The 18,436-nt window shown below is 69.8% G+C and carries 17 protein-coding genes; 6 read left to right on the forward strand and 11 right to left on the reverse strand.

The genetic code is table 11. The features are described from left to right. Positions 1-6: 6 nt before the first annotated feature. The 3 genes from ACIBTM_RS05280 to ACIBTM_RS05290 all read right to left on the reverse strand — a co-directional run bounded on the left by ACIBTM_RS05280 (position 7) and on the right by ACIBTM_RS05290 (position 3,504). On the reverse strand, positions 7-747 hold the full coding sequence (locus ACIBTM_RS05280) for a DUF4157 domain-containing protein (protein WP_395875286.1): 741 nt from the start codon (positions 745-747) through the stop codon (positions 7-9). Between the two features lie 112 nt (positions 748-859). Next, positions 860-2,848, reverse strand: coding sequence for an ATP-binding protein (locus ACIBTM_RS05285; RefSeq protein ID WP_395875287.1), 1,989 nt, complete (start codon positions 2,846-2,848; stop codon positions 860-862). Next, positions 2,845-3,504 carry a DUF4255 domain-containing protein gene (locus ACIBTM_RS05290; RefSeq protein ID WP_395875288.1) on the reverse strand — a complete coding sequence of 220 codons (660 nt, stop codon included), beginning with the start codon at positions 3,502-3,504 and terminating at the stop codon, positions 2,845-2,847. The genes ACIBTM_RS05285 and ACIBTM_RS05290 overlap by 4 nt, the downstream gene beginning before the upstream one ends. A 136-nt stretch (positions 3,505-3,640) precedes the next feature. Here ACIBTM_RS05290 and ACIBTM_RS05295 point away from each other — a divergent pair, with 136 nt between their 5' ends. Continuing rightward, positions 3,641-4,198: a hypothetical protein gene (locus ACIBTM_RS05295; protein WP_395875289.1), complete on the forward strand. Its 558-nt coding sequence runs from the start codon at positions 3,641-3,643 to the stop codon at positions 4,196-4,198. Positions 4,199-4,629: 431 nt separating this feature from the next. On the opposite strand, the gene ACIBTM_RS05300 is transcribed toward ACIBTM_RS05295, so the two are convergent. Further along, positions 4,630-5,802, reverse strand: coding sequence for a carboxylesterase family protein (locus tag ACIBTM_RS05300; RefSeq protein ID WP_395875291.1), 1,173 nt, complete (start codon positions 5,800-5,802; stop codon positions 4,630-4,632). 26 nt (positions 5,803-5,828) lie between these two features. On the opposite strand from ACIBTM_RS05300, the gene ACIBTM_RS05305 reads away from it, so the two are divergent. Then, positions 5,829-6,752, forward strand: coding sequence for a LysR substrate-binding domain-containing protein (locus tag ACIBTM_RS05305; RefSeq protein WP_395875292.1), 924 nt, complete (start codon positions 5,829-5,831; stop codon positions 6,750-6,752). Positions 6,753-6,762: 10 nt separating this feature from the next. Here ACIBTM_RS05305 and ACIBTM_RS05310 read toward each other — a convergent pair whose 3' ends face one another. The 6 genes from ACIBTM_RS05310 to ACIBTM_RS05335 form a co-directional block, all read right to left on the reverse strand. Continuing rightward, positions 6,763-7,758 (reverse strand): amidohydrolase family protein, encoded by a 996-nt coding sequence (locus ACIBTM_RS05310; protein WP_395875294.1) that lies wholly within the window; start codon positions 7,756-7,758, stop codon positions 6,763-6,765. A 1-nt stretch (position 7,759) separates the two neighbouring features. Further along, positions 7,760-8,281, reverse strand: a complete 522-nt coding sequence (locus ACIBTM_RS05315; protein ID WP_395875295.1) for a 3-hydroxyanthranilate 3,4-dioxygenase — start codon at positions 8,279-8,281, stop codon at positions 7,760-7,762. Next, entirely contained in the window at positions 8,278-8,706 is a 429-nt protein-coding gene (locus tag ACIBTM_RS05320) for a RidA family protein (protein ID WP_395875296.1), read from the reverse strand. Before ACIBTM_RS05320 ends, ACIBTM_RS05315 begins: the two co-directional genes overlap by 4 nt. After that, complete coding sequence (locus ACIBTM_RS05325) at positions 8,703-9,470, reverse strand: 2-keto-4-pentenoate hydratase (RefSeq protein ID WP_395875297.1); 768 nt, start codon at positions 9,468-9,470, stop codon at positions 8,703-8,705. Before ACIBTM_RS05325 ends, ACIBTM_RS05320 begins: the two co-directional genes overlap by 4 nt. A 40-nt stretch (positions 9,471-9,510) precedes the next feature. Beyond that, complete coding sequence (locus ACIBTM_RS05330; protein WP_395875298.1) at positions 9,511-10,980, reverse strand: 2-hydroxymuconic semialdehyde dehydrogenase; 1,470 nt, start codon at positions 10,978-10,980, stop codon at positions 9,511-9,513. An 82-nt stretch (positions 10,981-11,062) separates the two neighbouring features. After that, positions 11,063-11,983, reverse strand: coding sequence for a phosphotransferase enzyme family protein (locus ACIBTM_RS05335; RefSeq protein WP_395875299.1), 921 nt, complete (start codon positions 11,981-11,983; stop codon positions 11,063-11,065). 202 nt (positions 11,984-12,185) lie between these two features. Here ACIBTM_RS05335 and ACIBTM_RS05340 point away from each other — a divergent pair, with 202 nt between their 5' ends. After that, entirely contained in the window at positions 12,186-13,538 is a 1,353-nt protein-coding gene (locus tag ACIBTM_RS05340) for an MFS transporter (RefSeq protein WP_395875300.1), read from the forward strand. A 10-nt stretch (positions 13,539-13,548) separates the two neighbouring features. Continuing rightward, positions 13,549-14,271: a dienelactone hydrolase family protein gene (locus ACIBTM_RS05345; RefSeq protein ID WP_395875301.1), complete on the forward strand. Its 723-nt coding sequence runs from the start codon at positions 13,549-13,551 to the stop codon at positions 14,269-14,271. 31 nt (positions 14,272-14,302) lie between these two features. On the opposite strand, the gene ACIBTM_RS05350 is transcribed toward ACIBTM_RS05345, so the two are convergent. Then, positions 14,303-16,036 (reverse strand): GAF domain-containing protein, encoded by a 1,734-nt coding sequence (locus ACIBTM_RS05350; RefSeq protein WP_395875302.1) that lies wholly within the window; start codon positions 16,034-16,036, stop codon positions 14,303-14,305. Positions 16,037-16,181: 145 nt separating this feature from the next. Between ACIBTM_RS05350 and ACIBTM_RS05355 the strand changes: the two genes are divergently transcribed. Next, positions 16,182-16,775: a PadR family transcriptional regulator gene (locus ACIBTM_RS05355; RefSeq protein WP_395875303.1), complete on the forward strand. Its 594-nt coding sequence runs from the start codon at positions 16,182-16,184 to the stop codon at positions 16,773-16,775. Next, the gene (locus ACIBTM_RS05360) at positions 16,772-18,412 is read left to right on the forward strand and encodes a DHA2 family efflux MFS transporter permease subunit (RefSeq protein WP_395875304.1); all 1,641 of its coding nucleotides are present in this window, start codon (positions 16,772-16,774) and stop codon (positions 18,410-18,412) included. The genes ACIBTM_RS05355 and ACIBTM_RS05360 overlap by 4 nt, the downstream gene beginning before the upstream one ends. The last annotated feature ends 24 nt before the right edge of the window (positions 18,413-18,436 follow it).

Here is an 18,436-nt window from a genome sequence, read left to right on the forward strand (position 1 = left end):
ACGAACCTACGACGCCTCTTCCTCGGTCTCTTCCTCGCGCTGCACGTAGGTCTGGGCCATCTTCTCCTCTTCGCCTTCTTCGGCTTCAGGAGCTTCTTCGCGCTGAACGGCCGTCGAATCTTCCGAGGAGTGCCCACCGTCCTCACAACGCTGGACGGCGGAGGACGGCGCAGGAGCCGACATCAGCCGGTCGGCGTTCGCGACGGCCTCGCGCTCGAACCGATCCGAGGGATCCGAAACCTTCACCCCGCCACCGGCGTCGGTCCCGTCCACCGGCCCGCTGCGTTGCTGGACGACATGGGTCAGCTCGTGCGCGAGCATATGCTTGCCCGAATCCGAACCGGGGTCGTACTTGTCCCGCTGGAACACGATATTCGAACCCACCGTGTAGGCCTGCGCGTTCACGGATTTCGCCGAATCGTGCGCGGCGCCGTCGGTGTGCACCCGGACGTCGCCGAAGTCGTGCCCGAAGCGACCCTCCATGTCCGCACGCGTCGCGGCGTCCAACGGCGCGCCGCCGCCTGAGCCGACGACGTCGTGCACCGGCGACCGTTCTTCGTCGATCAGGGTGCTCACTCCGGCGTTTCCCACCGCACGCTGCAGGTCGAGCAGGCCGGCGGGGCCGAGGACGTCGGTGCGGCCAGCCGCGGCGGCGCGGCCCAGCAGACCGCCCTCGGCCCGGTCTACCCGGTCACCCTTCGGCCGCAGGCTCGGTTCAAGGTCGTTGTCGTGACTGTGCCCGCGCATGGTCCGCTCCCTCGGTCGCTACGCCGCCCGTCCAGCTTGCGCCGTCGCCGCGCCGCACGCCAGGCTGTGGTGCGCGGCCGGAAGGGCGGCATCGGCTGCCCGAACGGGCAGCTCAGCCATCGGTCACCATCGCCAGGTACGGGCCGAACTCGCGATCCAGGCAGAGTCTGCCCAGCTTGCGGTACTCCCGCGCGACCGCGCCGACCAGATCCGTCATCGCCACCGGGCGGCCTGCTTCCGCGGCCAGGTACGCGCCGGTCACCGCGGCCGAGCGGATATGCCCGCCCGCCAACTCGAAGGCCTCGGCGAGGAACCCGAGGTCCAGGTCGTCGGCGCGGGGCATTCGAGCGCCGAGGCAGCGATCCCACAGCTGACGCCGCAACTCGACGTCCGGCAACGGGAAGTCCACGATCACGTCCAGCCGCCGGGTGAACGCCTCGTCGAGGTTCGCCCGCAGGTTGGTGGCCAGCACGGCGATGCCGTCGAAGGTTTCCATCCGCTGCAACAGGTAGGCGCTTTCGATGTTCGCGTACCGGTCGTGTGCGTCGCGGACCTCGGACCGTTTGCCGAAGATCGCGTCCGCCTCGTCGAACAGCAGCACTCCGTTGACGCCGGCGGCCTCGGTGAAGATGCGTTCCAGGTTCTTCTCCGTCTCGCCGACGTACTTGTCGACCACCGTCGCCAGGTTCACGGTGTAGAGATCCAGCCCCAGCGAGGCGGCGATGACCTCGGCGGACATCGTCTTGCCCGTCCCCGAATCCCCGGCGAAGAGCCCCGTCACGCCCCGGCCGCGGCCGCCGCCCGGCCGCATCCGCCACTCGTCGAGCACCTGGTCCCGGTACCGTGCCCGCGCGGCCAGTTCGTCCAAAAGGGACAGTACGCCCGCGGGCAGCACGAGGTCGGTCCAGCCGACCGCGGGTTCGATCCGCCGGGCGAGCCGCTGCAGACCGGCCGCGTTCTGGCTCCGCGCGCCCGCGCGCAGGTGGGACGTCCGCACCAGCCCGCCGTCGGCGAGCGCCGTCACCGACGCCGCCTTCGCCGCACGGGCGATCTGCCCCGGCCCCAGCACGAAATGCGCGGTCGCCTCCCCCGGGTCGACATCCGGGGCGAGCCCACCGTCGAGATGGCCGCGCCAAAGATCCACCCTGCTCGCCACGGACAGCGGAAGAGCGTCGAGCTGCAACGGCGGGACGGCGCTCCACCGCGGGTCCCACACCCCGGTGCCGTGCACGACGAACGGGACCGCCGGATGCGCGAGCTTCTCCAGGCGCGGGGAGTCGTCGACCGGGCCCAGCACCAGCCCCGCACCGCGCAGCAACGCCTCCCGCACCAGTGAACCGGTGAGCTCGCCCTGCCGGGATTCCGCCTGCCATCGTGCCGCGTCGACCACCAGCGCGGGAAAGCCCGCATCGGTCAGCGCCGCGACACCGAGTTCTTCGGCGCCTCCGCCGGGATGCTCCCGCAGATAGACCAGCCCGACCTGGCCGCTGATCGCCCGGGCGAGCCGATCCGCACCGGCCACGTCGGTGAACTTCGTGCCGAGGTGTGCGCACCCGGCGAGTTCCGGGGCGAGCCGATCATCGCCCAGCAGGTGGTTCACCACCCGGTCGGGGACACGAAGCGTGCGTGACAGGAAGGGGCGCTCCTCCTCTTCCATGGTGAGCAGGCCACAGGTGATGAGGGGCGCGTCGGCGTCGAGCCGCGCCCGGCCGGCGGCCGAGGCTTCAGGGACGCCGCACAGGCGCAAGGCCAAGCCTGCCGTCGCCCGGCGGCGGGTCACGTCGTCGTTGAGGTAGCCGTAGAACTGCTCGAACCGGCTGTCGAGGTCGGGCGCGAGCGCGACGAGCAGCAGTTCGACGTCGACACCGGTGAGTCCCGCGCGCTCCGCCAACGGGTACAGGCGGCCGCCCGGCGCGGAGTCCGTGAACGGCGGGAACGGCTCACGGTGGCCCTCCAGCAGCGCGTCGATCGTCTCGTTCGACAGGTACAGCCCGCGGAAGGGGTCGTCGGGGTTCGGGTCGGCGGCCCGGCGGCTCTCGACCGCGTCGCGGATCCGCTGTTCGAGCCGGGCCAGCCGCTCGAACAGGTACTCCAGGCTCATCGGGACTTCCGGTGGGTGCGCGCCATCGCGACCCGGCGCTGACCATCGACCGCCCCGCTCTCCGCCACGTGGTGCCCGATCAGCTCACCATCGCCGGTGTCGAGCTTCAGGCCTTCCTTCGGCGGCTGTTCGGCCGGATACACCCGTCCGCTGTGGACCGGCGCGGAGATGACGACGTCCAGCGACGGTTTCAGTTCGCCGCCCAAAGCGGTCCAGACGTCGGCGAACGCGCGGTCCTCGGGCGGCGGCAACGCGACCGTCATCGGCACCGGCAGGCCCATCTCGGCCAGCGACCCGGTGAGCGCCGACTCCGGGACGGCGTCGTGGGCGAGCAGGCCGAGCAACAGGTCGGACAGCACACGGTGCTCGTCCTCCGGACGCTGCGTCCACGCGGTGACCAGATAGGACAGCTTGATGTGCCGGGGCGGAAGGTGCCGCGCCGAGACCTTGCCGAGCTGGTCGTACTCGTTGAGCAGGCCCCGCGAGCGGCGTCGCAGATCCTCACGTACGTCGTAGAGATAGACGTTCACCGTGGGGGCGTTGCGCCGCGCCGCCCATTCCTTGTTGGGCGCGTCGAACGCGACCTCGATCTCGCTGCCACGCCGGGTCTCGCCCCGCACGAGCCGCCGCAGCGCCTCGTCGACCTCATGGATCACTGCGGACCTCCTCGGACGGCGGTCTTCCCACGATGATCGTGGCGGCGCCGACCGGCCAGCCGCGCAGCGGCAGACCTTCGGGTACGCCGGGCTGCCCGTACGGGCAACAGAGCCACCGTCGGTTACGCTGCCGGTCGTGCCCCAACAGACATGGTCACCCACTCCAGGGACACCCGTGGTCGAGTACCGGTCCAGTCGATGGTTGTTCATCGGCGGACTGGCCATGCTGGTCTTCTTCGGGTTGGCGGCCCTCTTCCCGGAAGCCGGGGGCTCCTCGTCGTCGCGCAGAGTCAAGATGCCCGAGGAACCCGCGGCCTTCATCTTCGGCGCGCTCGCGGTGGGCGGTCTGCTGACGGCGATCGGCTCCGTCCCCCACATGATTCGCTTCGCGGCCGACGAACGTGGTCTGTGGTGGCGAGCCGGTCGCAAATCCGACCTGATCGAGTGGGACGAGGTGCGTGCGGTGCGCGCCCAGGAACCGCGCCCGCGGCCCCAGGGCGACCCGAACGCGAAGGTCATCGTGTCGGCCCTGGTGTTCACTACCAAGGACCCGTTCTTCGAAAGCCGCCACGCGAAGCTGTTCACGCGACCGTCCACTCCCGGTCCCGAAGTGGAGCTGAGACTGCCGAACAGCACCCTCGTCCGGCAGCTGACCCAGGAGATCGAGAGAGTCCGGCCGGACCTGGTCCCCTAGCGCCCCAAGTCCGGGCAGGGGGCGAGAATGCCGAATGGGGTCGTGCCCTAGCACCTTGAGTACCTGAAGGTCCCCTTCCTGGCGTCTGGGTCAGGGTCCCGGCAAAGTCGCCTGGCCACCGGTCAGCGTCGCTCTTGGCATTTCGTGCCGAGTATCGACGGGGCCTGGCTGACATGCCGCGAAAGCCACTTTCGGGACGCCAGGTGTCGCGAAAGTGGCTTTCGCGACACGTCACAACCCCCTCGACCTCGCGAAGGACGACTTTCGCCGAGACCTTGCGCCTGGCGCGAGGAAGGGGCCTTCATGTACTCGGCAAGGCGGCTGCTGGTGCTTGTGGGGCGCATGTGGCGATCATCCGGCCAGGGCTGAAGGCTCCTTTCGCCGCATCAGACTCGACGAAGGAAGCCTTCAGCCCACCACTGGCTCCCGCGTCACTGAGGCCCTGCGAACGTGACCGGACGGCCCGCGACCGGAGCCGGGTCGAGGGCGCCGGTGCGGGCGAAGGTCGCCCAGACCGCGCGGAGGGCCGTGCCGAAAGCGTCGACCTCGGCCCACGGAACCTTGCCGAGCATCGGGCTGTCCTGCCAGGCGTGCCGGGTGCCGAGCAGCAACGGCAGTTCCACGCAGTGGGTGGCGCCGAACTCGGCCCCGTCGGGCCGCCAGTCCAGGCGATACGACCAGACGCCGGCTCCCGCCGCGCACAGCCGGTCGCCGAACTCGGCCAGCGGGCCGGCGTAGACCTCGTCGGTCCCGGCGGCGCCGGGGAACGCGGTCATGTCGTCGGCGTTCCAGCCGTACAACACATCGAGGTCGCGCACGTTGTCCGCGAAGGACGTCCGGTCCGTGGTGTCCACCGGAACGAACGCGGGAGCCATCGGGTCGCCGCTGAGCCTCAGGTTCGTCAGCGCGGTTTCCCTTTGCGCGGCAAGGATTTCCGTGATCCCGGCGGTACGCGGGTCGGCGCCGAGCGCGTCGGCGAACACCTGGCCGAGCCTGGCCGCCTGTTCGGGTGGCCGGGTGGCGAGGCCGAGCGGCGCACTCTGCAGGATCGCCCGCCGGAACAGGCCGCGCGCCTCGGGAAGGTCCATCAGCAGCCGGATGGAGATACCGCCCGCCGACTGCCCGGCGACCGTCACGTTGGCCGGATCCCCGCCGTAGGCCGCGATGTTGGCCCGCACCCAGCGCAGCGCCTCCAGCTGGTCGGCCAGCCCGAGGTTGCCGGGGCTGACGCCGTCCAGGTACAGGTAGCCGAGCGCGCCGAGCCGGTAGTTGACGCTTACCACCACCAAGTCGCCCTCGGCGGCCAGCGCGCCGCCGTCGTACCAGTCCAGCAACCCGCCACCGCTGGAGAATCCGCCGCCGTGCAACCACACCAGCACGGGCCTGCGCCCGGCATCCAGGCCCGGGGTGCTGATCGTCAGGTTGAGACAGTCTTCGCCCTGTGGAAGCCGGTCGCGCGGTGGTCCCATCACGCGGTCCAGCCGGGACGGCGGTTGCGGGCTGATCTCCCCGCTCGACGGCCGCTGCCCCGAAACGGCGACCGGCGGCGCGAACCGGGCCGCCGTGGCGTAGCGAATCGGTCCGGTTCGGACAATCGTGGTCATACGCACCTCACGGGTAGGATCGGCCGGTGATCTTGCCTCGTCTGCTGGACGGCCGACTGAAGTTCCGCCATCTTGTCCTGCTCGACGCGCTGGCCAGGCAGGGCACCGTGGTCGGGGCCGCCGCCGAATTGCACGTGACGCAGCCGGTGGCGACCCGAAGTCTGCACGAACTCGAAGAGATCCTCGACGTGCGGTTGTTCGAACGCGGCCCGCGCGGCGTCACCCCGACCGTGTTCGGCGAGGCGTTCACCGGGCACGCCCGCGCGGTGCTCGCCCAGCTCGAGCAGGCCGGACGGCATGTCGCCGAGCTGGCCGACGCGGAGCGCGGCACGGTCGTGGTCGGCACCCATCTCGCGGGGTCGAACATGTTGCTGCCGCGCGCGATCGCGGCGATCAAGACCGAGCGGCCGTACCTGACCGTCGTGGTCCGGGAGGGTTCTCCGGAAGCGCTGCTCGTGGAGCTGGAGGCCGGCCGGGTCGACCTGATCATCGGCAGGCTGACGGCGCCGTCGGACGAGCGGATCGAGCGGCGCAAGCTGTACGACGAGTCGGTGGATCTGGTGATGCGCACCGCGCATCCGCTGGCGGGCGCGACCGATGTCGCCTTGGCCGACCTCGCGGAGTTCCCGTGGATCCTGCCCGGCGCGGAGACCGCGCTGCGCCGCGAGCTGGAACAGTTGTTCACCCGCAACGATTTCCCGCTGCCCGCGAACAGGGTGGAGACCACGTCGTTCCTCACCGTGCGGCAGCTGCTGCTGGAGACCGATGTCATCGCCGCGCTGCCGAGCCTGATCACCAAGGACGATCCGAGGATCACCAGGGTCGCGCTGGCGCTGGAACCCATCGGGCACAGCGTCGGGCTCACCCTGCCCGCCCAGCGCACGCTCAGCCCGTCGGTGGACGCGCTGATCCGCAGCCTGACCGATGTCGCCGCCGGAATGTCGCATTAGGACTGTCCGATCACGACAGTGAAAGGAAACGTTCGGCGTTCCCGCTGGTGATCAGCCGCCGCTCCGGCTCGGTCAGGAAACCGCTCTTGCGCACCACCTCGCCGACCGGGCGTTCGCCGAGCGGGTACGGGTAGTCACTGCCGACCATCACCCGCTCGGCGCCGAGGGTGTCCACGAGCAGCCGCAGCGCCCGCTCGTCGAAGACCACCGAATCGACGTGGAACCGGTCGAGGTAGTGCGACGGCGGGAACTCCGAGGTGCCGATAACGTCGTTCCGCCGATGCCAGGCGTTCTCCATCCGGCCCAGCCAGAACGCGAACGACCCGCCGCCGTGCGCGAAGCAGATCTTCAGGCTCGCGTCGATCCGGTCGAAGACCCCGCCGAGCACCAGCGCCAGAATCGACAGATGCGTTTCGGCGGGCATCGCGGTCAGCCATCGCGCCATCCACCGGTCCAGCCGCGGCGAATCGGCCATGTCCCACGGGTGCACGAACACCGGAACCCCGAGCGACGCGCAGTGCTGCAGGAAGGTCTCCACCCCGGCGCTGTCCAGATCGTGGTCGCCGACGTGGTTGCCGATCTCCACTCCTCGATGTCCCGCGGCCAGGCAACGTTCCAGCTCACGGCACGCCGCGTCGGTGTCCTGCAACGGAACCTGGCAGAACGGGATCAGCCGGTCCGGCGCCGGTGCGACGATCTCCAGCGCCAGGTCGTTGAAGATCCGGGCGATCCGGCCCGCCTGCTCGGCGGTGCGGCCGTAGTTGAAGAACGCGGGTGTCGGGGAGACCACCTGGGTGCGCACACCGTCGGCGTCCATGTCCAGCAGCCTGGTCTCCGCGTTCCAGCAGTCCGCGCCGATCCGGCGGAACTCCTTGTCCCCCATCATGATCATCGCCTCGCACTCGGTCTCCGCGCGCAACCACGGCGCGTCCGGCCCGGCGTCCGCGCGCAGATCCGGCCAGCCTTTCGGCACGTAATGCGTGTGGATGTCGATCAGGCCGGTCATCTCAGCCCTTCCCGGGGTGGAGCGCGCCACAGCCGCCGCAGGTGCGGGCCCGCTCGTCGCCGTAGAACGCGGTGAAGACCGGCGGCAGGTCCTCGACGATGTCGCGCACCTGGAGTTCCACCTCGTGCACCAGCGCGGCGCAGTCGAGGCAGTACCACTGGAACTTCTCCAGCGTGCCCTCCTCGCGGACGCGCTCGATGACCAGGCCGATCGAGTCCGCCTCCGGGCGCTGCGGCGAGTGCGGGATGTCGCCCGGCAGCAGCCAGGTGTCGCCTTCGGAGATGCGGACGGTCTTCTGGCCTTCGCCGGTCATGATGTTCACGTGCATGTCGCCCTTGAGCTGGTAGAACCATTCCTCGTAAGGGTCGACGTGGAAATCGGTGCGCTGGTTCGGCCCGCCGACGATCTGCACGATGAAATCGTTGCCGAGCGCCATGGTCCGGTTGTTCACCGGCGGCTTGAGCAGATGCTCGTGCTCGGCGATCCAGGCCTGGAAATTGACGACCTCGGGAATGCCGGTCATCGTGGGACCTCCGTGTCTTCCGGTAGATGAGCGATTGCCTGGATTTCGATCAGCAGATGCGGATGCGGCAGCTGATGCACCGCGACCGTGGTACGGGCCGGGCCGGTTTCGTCGAAGTATTCGCCGTAGATCTCGTTGTAGCCGCCGAAATCGTTCATCGAAACCAGGAAGGTGGTGATCTGCGTGATGTCGGCGAGGCCGGCGCCGACCTCGTGCAGGATGCCGCGGATGTTCTCGATCACCGCGCGGGTCTGCACCCGGATGTCCAGGTTCGTGGTGCCGAGTTCGTCCACCTCGACACCCTCGAACGTGTTGTCCGGGCGCCGGGAACTCGTCCCGGACACGAAGATCAGATCTCCCGCGACCTTCACGTGCGGGAACCGGCCCCTCGGCTTGGCCAGCCCGGAGATCACCCGCCCGTTCATGCCAGCCCCCGCACCGAAACCCGGCCGAGTCCGGCGATGTCCGCCTCGGCGACGCCGGGTGCGAACGGCACCGCTTCGGTCGCCGCCCCGGCCAGCACCACCTGACCGGCCCGCAACGGGATGTCCCGTTTCCGGCACAGCTCGACCAGCGCGTGCAGCGCGCGCACCGGATCGCCGAGGATCGCCGCCGTCGAGCCGACCACCTCCCGGTCACCGGAGCGCAGCCGCACCGCCCGGTTCGCGGCCTCGCCGAACGCGCTCCATGGGCCGAGCACGTACCCGGCGGCCGAGGTGTTGTCCGCGACCACATCGGTATGGGTGAACCGGAAATCCCGGTACCGGGAGTCGATGATCTCGATCGCCGGGGCCATCGCGTCCACGGCGGACTCCACGTCGAACGCGGGGTCGGCGAGGTCGACATCGCGGGCCAGCCGGTAAGCGACCTCCGGCTCCACCTTCGGATGGATGAAGCGCGCCAGCGAGACCTCGCCGCCGTCGGCGACCCGCATCGCGTCGGTGAGCCTGCCGGCGATCACCTCGGACACGCCCATCTGCGCCATCTTCGCCTTGCTGGTCAGCCCCAGCTTGACCCCGAGCACCCGCTCGCCACGAGTCTCCCGCCGGGCCACCAGCGCGGCCTGGATCGCGTACGCGTCGGCGATGTCCAGCTCGTGGTCGTCGGCGAGACTCGGCGTGTCCGCGCCTGTGGTCTGCGCGGTGTCCAGCCGATCGGCGAGCGCCGAAATCTCCGCGGTGGCCATCATGCGTTGCTCCGTCCCAGGTCGAGTGCGATGTCCGGCGCGGTCACAGCCGCACGCACACATTCGTCGGCTCGGTGTAGAAATGCAGCGAAGACGCGCCGCCCTCCCGGCCGATCCCGGAGAGCCCCATCCCGCCGAACGGCGAGCGCAGGTCGCGCAGGAACCAGGTGTTCACCCACGACATGCCGACGTGCATCGCCTGCGCGACCCGATGTCCCCGGCGGAGGTCTTCGGTCCACACCGAGGACGCCAGCCCGTATTCGGTGTCGTTGGCCAGCGCGATCGCCTCGTCCTCGGTGCCGAACGGGATCAGCGCGGCCACCGGGCCGAAGATCTCCTCCCGCACCGGCCGGTCCTTGTTGGTCAAACCGGTCCACAGGGTCGGCTCCAGCCACGAGCCGCCGTCGAGTTCCGGCCCGAGCTCGGGGATTCCGCCGCCGGTCAGGGTTTCGGCCCCGGCCCGCTCGGCCAGCGCGAGGTAGTCCAGCACCTTGCGCCGGTGCTCCGGCGAGATCAGCGGGCCGGTGGTGGTCCGCTCCGCCGCCGGGTCGCCGAGCCGCAGCCCGCGTGCCCGCTCCACGAGCCCGGCCGCCACGTCCTCGAACACCGAGCGCTGCACGTACACCCGCTCGGTGCACAGGCACACCTGCCCGGTGTTCGCGAACACCGACCGGGTCAGCCCGGCCAGCGTCTCGTCGAGATCGGCGTCCTCGAACACGATGGCGGCGTTCTTCCCGCCGAGTTCGAACGACACCGGCCGGACCCGGGGCGCGACCGTACGCATCACCTGGGTTCCGGTGGCCGACGAGCCGGTGAACGTCACCCCGTCGATACCGGGATGCTCGGTCAGATACTGCCCCGCCGAATCGCCGCCGAACCCGTGCACCACGTTGTAGGCGCCCGCGGGCAACCCAGCCTCGGCCAGCACCTCGGCCAGCAGGGTCGCGGTGGACGGGGTCTGGTCGCTCGGCTTGACCACGACCGCATTGCCGCAGCCGAGCGCGGGCGCGACCTTCCAGGTCAGCAACAGCAGCGGCAGGTTCCACGGCACGATCACCGCGACCACACCGAGCGGCTTGCGCACCGCGTAGTTCAGCGCCTGTGCCCCGCCCGGCAGATCGGTGACGAACGATTCCTGGCCGGCGGCCGCGATCACGTCGGCGAACGTGCGGAAGTTCGCCACCGCGCGGGCCACGTCCAGCTCGCGAGCCTGGGTGACCGGCTTTCCGGTGTCCGCGACCTCGGCCGCGACGAACTCCTCGAACCGGGCCTCGATCCGGTCGGCCGCCCGGCGCAGCAACGCCGTCCGCTCCCGCACCGGAATGTCCGCCCAGCCGTCGTGCAACGCCGCGCGGGCGCCGGTGACCGCGCGGTGCACCAGCTCACGGTCCGCCTCGTGCACCCGGGCGAACTCCGCGCCGGTCGCCGGATCGACCGCCGGGAACCATGGCCCGTCCGGCTCGGCGAACGCACCGTCCACGAAGTTACGGATCCACCGCACTGACTGCGTCATGCCGTCCACAGTGGCCCGCCTGGCCATGCGGAACAAATGCGTATCCGCTTCTCTGCTATACCGGAATCAACATATCGCAGGGTCAGGCATTCGCTCGCCGAAGACGTTCGGCCGCCTGCACGCGAAGTGCGTCATCAGCCTTCGGCGCCTTGCCGTGCAGGGCTTCCCAGCGGACGTCGTGCGCCGCCGTCCACAGGCTGGCCGCCCACGCGACCTCCTGCTCTTCCTCGGTGAACCGGCGCCCACGGTGCTCCTGATAGGCCGCCAGAAACGCGGCGGAACTCTCGATCGGCGGCAGCAGGGCAGGCCCGGTCTTGGGGAACACGCCGCTCGCCGTGCCCACCAGCGCCGCCTCCGGCTGCCACGCCAGGCTGTCCCAGTCGTGCACCGACCACACCTCCGTGCCCTGCCAGCAGAGGTTCTGCGCTTCGAAGTCGGCGTGACCCAGCACGCACGGCAGGTCCGCGGCGAGCAGCCGCTCGCGCACCCGGCGCGCCGTGTCGACGACATACGCGGGCACCGCGCTCTGATCCAGTTCGTCGAGAGACCCGATCGACGGCCACACCCCGGGATCCCGGTGGTCCCACCGCGACCAGCGCGGATTCGGCAACGGCGGCGGGACGGCCGAACCGGCCAGCCCGGCCGTCAGCCGGGCGAACACCTCCGCGTAACGCACGGCGATGTCCGGCGAGTCGCCGGGCAGCGGCTCACCGCCGGGCCGGAATTCCTCGGCGTGCACGGCCAGCACACCGACGCCTGCCACGGACGTGAGCGGCCGCGGACAAGGAAACCCCTTGTCCGCCAACCAGGTCTGCGCGGCGACGCAAGAGGCGGCCCGCCCGTCGTCCTCGCGCGCCTTCACCACGACGTCCTGTCCGTCCGCCAGCCGCAGCCCGAACACCGCCGACATCGACCGCAGCTCGAACCGGACGCCGATCGGCTCGGCTCCCAAGTGTTCCGCACACCAGACCGGCAGCCAGTCCGGCAGATCGTCCAACGCCACAGGGAAAACTGTGCCAGGTTCGCCCGCCTGCGGCGGCCCGATGTCCCCAGGGCGACCTCGAAGCACGCTCGCCGGCTATACCCGAATGGACATGGCAAGCCGACGATTCGGCATTTGTGGCCTATGCCTCACGATGTCAGGCTTCTGCCCAATCGTCCACAGCCGCGCTCGGCTGTCGCCCGACTCGATTGGGTTATCGCTGATGAACGCACCCGCGCCCCGCAAGATCGCCGCCGCCACCCTCGCCGGAACCACCCTGGAGTGGTACGACTTCTTCCTCTACGGCACCGCGTCCGCGCTGATCTTCAACAAGCAGTTCTTCCCCTCGCTCAGCCCCGCGGTCGGCACCCTCGCCGCCTTCAGCACCTTCGCCGTCGGCTTCATCGCCCGCCCGCTCGGCGGTCTGGTGTTCGGCCACTTCGGCGACCGGATCGGCCGCAAGTCCACGCTGGTGGTCTCGCTGATGCTGATGGGCGTCGGCTCCACGTTGATCGGGTTGATCCCGAACTACCAGGCGATCGGTATCTGGGCGCCGATCCTGCTGGTCGCGATGCGGATCGTGCAGGGCATCGGGCTCGGCGGCGAAGGCGCGGGAGCGACCCTGATGTCGATGGAGCACGCGCCCACCGGTCAGCGGAACCGGTACGCCGGGTTCCCGCAGATGGGCACGCCCGCCGGACTGGTGCTGGCGAATCTGCTGTTCCTCGGCAGCAGCGCGGTGATGCCCGCGAGCGCGTTCGCGACCTGGGGCTGGCGGATCCCGTTCCTCCTGAGCTTCGTACTGGTCGCGATCGGCCTGATGATCAGGCTGCGGATCACCGAATCACCGTCGTTCGCCCGGGTGGCACAGAACGACAAGGTGGTCCGGTTCCCGCTCGGCGCGGCGTTCAAGGTCGGCTTCGGCAGGCTCGCGCTGACCCTGCTGGTCGGTGTGGCGAACTCGGCGGTCGCCTATGTGTTCATGGTCTTCACCCTGTCCTACGGGACCCAGAGCCTCCACTACGACCGGCAGTTCCTGATCCTCTCCGTGACCGGGTCGGCGGCGCTGTGGTTCGCCACCATCCCGCTCTGGACGCGGATCGCCGACCGCCACGGCAGGCGCACCATGTTCGTCGCCGGGTCGGCCGCGCTCCTGCTGTGGTGCCTCGCCTTCTTCCCGTTGCTGAACACCGGGAACGCCGGGCTCGCGATGCTCGCGCTGGCCGGCATGGGCCTGGTCGTCCCGATCACCCACTGCGTACAGGGCGCGATCATCGCGGACACCTTCCCGGTCAACGTCCGGTTCTCCGGGATGTCGCTGCTGCTGCAGGGCGGCGCGATCCTCGGCGGCGGGCTCGCCCCGATGATCGCCACCGCGGTGCTCAACGCCACCGGCTCGACCATCGGCATCACCTGGTATCTGGCCGCGATCTGCGGCGTCAGCATGATCAGTGCGATGGCGCTGTTCCGCCTGATCCCGTCCCAAGCCGCGGAATCCACAATGGACGGACCGCGTGGCGGCGACGCTGTTCCGCTGTCCGTGAACACCGGCCCGGCCGGGCTCGGCGATCATTAGAGTCCGGTTCATGCCGGTCACGACACGCACGGTCGAATACCCCGCCGATGGACTGACGATGATCGGGCACCTCGCGCTCCCGGCCGGGACCGGCCGAAGGCCCGCGGTCCTGATCGGCCCCGAGGGGCCGGGGCTGAACGATTTCCAGCGTCGCCGGGCCGACGCCCTTGCCGAGCTGGGATACGTGGCGCTGGCCTTCGACATCAACGGCGGGCGCTGGTTCTCCGACCCCGAAGAGATGCTGGCGAACGTGATGCCCCTGCTCGCCGACCCCGGCCGGATGCGGGAGATCGGCCACGCGGCCCTCGACGTACTGCGCGCCGAGCCGCGGACCGACCCGGACCGGATCGGCGCCATCGGATACGGCACCGGAGGCGCGATCGCGCTGGAGCTCGGACGGGACGGCGTCGACCTGCGCGTGATCGGCACGATCAACGCGCTGACCACCGGCCGTCCGGGCGAAGCGGCGCACATCCGCTGCCCGGTCTGGGCCGGGGTCGGCTCGGAAGACCCGATCATGCCGCCCGCGCAACGAGAAGCGTTCACCGCCGAAATGCAGGCGGCGGGCGTCGACTGGCGCCTCGTCGTCTACGGCGGCGCGCAGCACGCCTTCCACCACCCGACGGTCGACCACACCGTGCTCCCCGGCGTCGCCTATCACGCGCGGCACGCGGAGCGGGCTTGGCACGACATCGTCGGCCTGCTCGCCGAATGCCTGCCCCTGCCGGAGTAGTCCGTCCCGCGGCGGGCACACGGATCAGCCGTCAGCCGAGCGGCACACGCCAGGCCACGATCGTGTCCCCGCCGGGTCCGCCGGTGCGTTCGATCGTCCCGCCACGGCGCTCGGCGGGTCCGGCCGGGGCACCGGTTCCGTTGCCGGCGACCGTGATGACGAGTTCGTCCGAATCGGCTTCGATGTCGACATCGATCCGGTCGGCTCCCGGAGATCCGACCGCGTCGCCCAGTATTTCCCGCAGCATCGCCTCGGCGTGCTCGTGCAACCGGCCGGGTACGAGGGTGTCCACCGGGCCGGCGATCCGTATCGACGGTGTCACGGCGGCTTCGACACCGATCTCGGCCACGGCGTCGAGCAGCCGTCGCCGCAGGCTGACCGCCGGATCCACGGAGGAGCCGTGCAGGTCGAAGATCGAGGTCCGGATTTCCCGCACCGTACGATCCAGCTGCTCCACCCCCGCGGCCACCTTGGCCTTGGCGTGCTCGTCTCCGACCTTGGACAGGAGGCTCTGGAGACTCATCCCGGTCGCGAACAGCCGCTGGATGACGTGGTCGTGCAGATCCCGCGCGATCCGGGCCCGGTCCGCGAGCACGTCGACCAGTCGCTGGTCGCGCTGTTTCTCGGCGAACTCCAGCGCCACCGCCGCCTGATCGGCGAAGGCGGCCAGCATCGGGACCTGTTCCGCCTTGAACGGCGGGGCACCTTTGTCCCGTAGCGCCATCAGGACACCGCCGACCCCGCCGGATCCGGTCAGCGGGACGACGATCGCCGGGCCGGAGCCGATGACCATCGACTCCGGTTCCGTGCGGGTCATCGCGGCGAAGTGCCCGCTGCGCAACGGCTCCGCCGAATCCAGCACCTCTCCGATCACCGTGTCGGCCACCGAGATCCTGGCGCCGAGCAGCGCCTCGGCCAGGTCACCGGACGCCGCGCTCACCGACATGGTCTCCCGTCCGCCGTCGTCGGCGAGCACGACCACCACCCGGTCCGCCGCCGCGAGTTCCCGGACCCGGTCGACGACCAGGTCCAGTGTGTCGGTCACCGTCGTCCCGCCCAGCAGTCCGCCGTTGATCTCGGCGACGGCTTCCAACCATCGCTCGCGGGCCTTCGCCCGCTTGAAGAGCCCGGCGTTCTCGACGGCCACCCCGGCCGCGGCCGCCAGCGCCCTCAGCACGATCTCGTCGTCGGCGGTGAATTCCGGTGCGCCCCGTTTCTCGGTGAGATACAGGTTGCCGAACACCTGGCCGCGCACCAGGATCGGCGCACCGAGGAAGCTGCGCATCGGTGGATGATTGGCCGGGAAACCCACCGAGGCCGGATGCCTGGTCAAATCGGGGATCCGCACTGGATGTGGCTGCTGGAGCAGCAGGCCGAGCAGCCCCTTCCCTCGCGGGTGCTCACCCATGGTCGCCCGGGTCTCTTCGTCGATCCCGACGGACACGAAGTCGCTGAGTCCCCCGTTTTCGCCGAGTACACCCAAGGCGCCGTAGCGGGCATCGACAAGATCCGCCGCGGCCTGCACGATCCGCTGGAGCGTCCAGTCCAGCTCCAACCCGGTCGCCACGGCGAGTACCGCGTCGAGCAGCCCCTGCAACCGGTCACGCGTTCCGATGATCTCGCCGAGCCGCTCCTGGACCTCACGCAGCAACTCGTCGAGCCGGAGACCGGTCAGCGCACCGCCGGTCGTGACCTCCGGCCGGACAGGCCCGGCCCATGACGAGGTCCCCGCAGGTCCATCGCCATCCACGACTTCGTCACTCATCACAGGCGATCTTCTGGACCGGCCGTCGACGCGGGTAGCGACGAAGGTCCCTCCCTGCGGCGTCCTTCGTCCCGGCCCATGACCCCTTCAGAGCCGAATAGTCTTTTTAGACTATACTGATCGGACTAGATCGGAGAAGTCGTCCATGCGAACCCTCACCATCCTCGGACTGGCCGTGCTGCGACTGCTCAGCCGGCAGCCCCAGCACCCCTACGAAGTCCGGCAGCGCCTGCGAGAACAAGGACTCGATCACTTGATCAAGGTCACCCACGGCGCGCTCTATCACACGTTCGACGTGCTCGCGAAGGCCGAGCTGATCGAAATGGTCGAGACCACCCGGGAAGGCAAGCGCCCGGAGCGGACGGTCTACGCGATCACGGACGAAGGGCGCGAAGTCGCCCTCGAACGGCTACGGGAACTGCTTTCCACGCTCCAGCCCGAGTACCCGACCTACTGCGCCGCGCTCGCTTTCATGTCGCTGCTCCCCAAGGAGGACGCGGTCGCGCAACTGGAGCGGCGGGCCGTGCTCCTGGAGGCGTCGCTGGCGTCGGCGACGGCGGGGAGCGACGCACTCGTCAAACGGGGCGTGGCGGCGATCGACATCGTCGAAATCCGGCACCTGCAAGCACATCTGCGCGCCGACCTGGACCTGACGCGCGCGATCGTCGAGGACATCCACGAGGGACGCCTCGACTGGCGAACCGGCGAACAAGCAACCGAAGAGAAAGCGGACGGATGAGTAAACTGCGGGGGAATCCCTGGGCCGTGCTGGTGGCCCTCTGTCTCGGGTTCTTCATGACCTTGCTCGACACGACGGTCGTCGGCGTCGCGATTCCGAACATCGTCGAACGGCTGGGCACCTCCTACAACGAGGTGCTCTGGGTCAGCAACTCCTATGTCCTGGTGCTGGCGGTCTTCCTGATCACCGGCGGCAGGCTCGGCGACCTGTTCGGGAAACGCGGCGTCTACCTCGCCGGGGTCGCGGTGTTCACGCTGGCGTCCCTGCTGTGCGCGCTGGCGCAGGACCCCGGCCAGCTCATCGCGGCCCGCACGCTGCAGGGTCTCGGCGCCGCTTTGCTGATCCCCCAGACGATGTCGATCATCATGGGTGTCTTCCCGCCGGAGCGGCGCGGAACCGCGCTGGGCGTCTGGGGCGCGGTGGCCGGCGTCGCCACCATCACCGGGCCGCCGCTGGGCGGCTTCCTCGTCGGCGCGCTCGACTGGCGCTGGATCTTCACCATCAACGTGCCGCTGGGGATCCTGATCCTCGTGTTCGCGCCGATGATCATCCCGGCGGGGGCCAAGCCGCCGAAGACCGGCCGCTTCGACGTGCCCGGCACGGTACTGGTGATTCTCGGCCTGTCCTGTCTGGCTTTCGGCCTGCAGGAGGGCCAGCGCTACCACTGGGGAACGATCTGGTCGTTCGTGAGTATCCCGCTGTTGCTGGTGCTGGGCGTGGTACTGCTGGTCGCCTTCGGCTTCAGCCAGCGCCGGCCCGGCAAACGCGCGCCCATGGTGCCGTTCGCGCTGCTGACCGACCGCAACTTCGGCTTGATGAACGCCAGTGCCATCGGATTGTCGGTCGGCATCATGAGCATGGCGATCGGCTTCCAGCTCTACGCGCAATCGGTGCTGGGGTTCTCGGCGCTGGCCGCGGGCATGATCAGCCTGCCGATGTCGGCGATCTCCGTGGTGCTCGGCCCGTACGCGGGCAGGCTCAGCGACAAGGTGGGCGGCAAGCCGATCGTCGTCACCGGCCTGCTGCTGTTCGGTCTCGGCCTGCTGATCTTCTCCGTGACCTCCACTGTGGACAGTACGGTGTGGACACTGCTGCCCGCGATGATCGTGATGGGACTGGGGCTCGGCGCGACATTCGCACCGCTGACCACCGTGGCCATGTACGACGTGCAGCCGATGATGGCGGGCTCGGCGGCCGGCGTGCTGAACGCGACGAGGCAGATCGGCGCGGTGCTCGGCACCGCCGGTTTCGGTGTGCTGCTGCAGAACCAGCTGGTCGGCAATCTGGTGACCCGCGCCGAGTCGGTCGCCGCGACGCTGCCCCTTGAAGTGCGCGGAGAATTCGTCGACGGAGTGCGGCGTGCCACCGGCAGCGGCCTGGACTTCGCCGATCTGCAGGCGGGCACCGCTGTTCCGGTCCCGAGCGGGACCTCCCCCGCCGTCGCCCAGCAGATCTCGGCGGCGGCGAACGAGGTGTTCTCCGGCGGCTACGTCGCGGCCATGCACGGCGCGATGGCCCTGCCGATCGCCGCCGTGCTCCTCGGCGCGGTCTGCGGACTGCTGGCCAAACGCAGGCGGCCACCGGTGACGGCCGCACCGGACAGCCCGGCGGAACAGCTCTCCGCCCCGGCGCGCTAGGGCAAAAAACCCCTCTTGACCAGG

Source organism: Amycolatopsis sp. NPDC049868 (genome assembly GCF_044461365.1).
Classification (GTDB): Bacteria; Actinomycetota; Actinomycetes; order Mycobacteriales; family Pseudonocardiaceae; genus Amycolatopsis.